Origin of the sequence: Moraxella sp., from assembly GCF_024227015.1 — a bacterium.
Lineage (GTDB): Bacteria > Pseudomonadota > Gammaproteobacteria > Pseudomonadales > Moraxellaceae > Moraxella.
Genome location: NZ_JAAELD010000268.1, coordinates 1 through 1,485, shown reverse-complemented (window position 1 = coordinate 1,485; position 1,485 = coordinate 1). Strand labels below are relative to the sequence as shown.

General features: G+C 44.0%; 1 protein-coding gene. It reads right to left on the bottom strand.

All coding sequences use genetic code 11. From position 1 onward, the window contains the following. Nucleotides 1–89: 89 nt before the first annotated feature. Complete coding sequence (gcvPA, locus tag GY683_RS06235; protein ID WP_297287922.1) at nt 90–1,457, bottom strand: aminomethyl-transferring glycine dehydrogenase subunit GcvPA; 1,368 nt, start codon at nt 1,455–1,457, stop codon at nt 90–92. Nucleotides 1,458–1,485 lie beyond the last annotated feature (28 nt).

Sequence of the window (1,485 nt, the reverse complement as noted above, 5' to 3'; positions counted from 1 at the left end):
GAGTCCAACGCTTTAGCTTTGGTTATCAAGCGATTTTTTGAAAAAATCGGATTTCTCAGTTAGCTTTGATCATTTTGGAGTCCAACGCTTTAGCTTTGGAAACCTTTCAAAACAACTTGTAACTTTTCAGCATAACGATCTATATCTGCCTGTGTTCGCATTTCGGTGGCACAGACTAATAAACACTGACCTAATTCTGGATAAAACGGGGTAAGATCATATCCGCCAAAAATAAGATGCGTGGCTAATTCGCGCAAAACCTGATCAACGGGCTTTTCTAACTGTAGCACGGCTTCGTGAAAAAATGGTCCCTTAAACACGCGATTCACCCCCGCAATGTCAGTCAGTTTTTCAACCAAATCAGTCGTATTCGCATGACAAGTTAAAGCAACCTGTTCTAAGCCTTCTGCACCCAATAGGGCAGTATGAATTGTGGCAGCCGTTGCCATTAAACCTTGATTGGTACAAATATTAGAGGTTGCTTTGGAACGGCGAATATGCTGTTCACGCGCTTGTAGGGTTAAAGTATAACCAGTGTTTCCGTCCAAATCGACAGTGCGTCCAACAATGCGCCCTGGCATTTGTCGCACATAGCCTTTTTTAGAACAGAGCAAACCAAAATAGGGTCCTCCATAAGATAATGGAATGCCCAAAGGTTGCCCTTCACCACAAACAATATCTGCCCCTTTTGTACCCCAATCGCCGGGCGGCGATAGCACGGCAAGCGTCAGCGGATTGACTACACCGATGACTAATATGCCCTGAGCGTATGCCCAATCAGTCAATTCATCAACTGCTTCTAAGCAACCAAAAAAGTTAGGTTGGGGAATCACTAAAGCGGCACTCTCTATTTTTGCAAAATGGGCTAAACTATCAGGTGCAATAATACCCTCTTCAGCGTCATAAGGTATCTCAATTAATCTAATACCTTGATTTTTAACGAAATTTTTTACAACGCGCCGATAAATGGGATGTACTGTTGTCGGCATTAAAATATTTTTTGCCTTAGATTTAGTGAGACGCACTGCCATCAACACCGCTTCCGCCAAAGCTGACGCGCCATCATATAAGGAGGCATTTGAGGCTTCCATGCCAGTCAAATTAGCCATCATGGTTTGAAATTCATATAACAGTTGCAGCGTACCTTGACTGGCTTCAGCTTGATAGGGGGTGTAGGCGGAATAAAATTCGCCCCGCGTAGCGATTTCCCAGACGGCGGCGGGAATGTGATGTTCATAAGCACCTGCGCCGATAAAACAGATTGCCCCACTATCTTGATTTGCGCGTTGGCGCATTAACTGTCCAATTTCCATTTCAGTTAAGGCGGGCGGAATTTTTTCTAAGTAGCCACAACGTAAGGCGGCTGGAATTTCATCAAATAAATCTTCGATACTGCCGACACCGATAGTGGCAAGCATGGCAGTAATATCATCGGAGGTATGTGGAATGTAGGGCATAATGGTTAATGGTTAATGGTTAATGGTT

Coding starts and splice junctions, on each gene's coding strand:
- gcvPA (WP_297287922.1), bottom strand. CDS start 1,457: ATGCCCTACATTCCACATACCTCCGATGATATTACTGCCATGCTTGCC.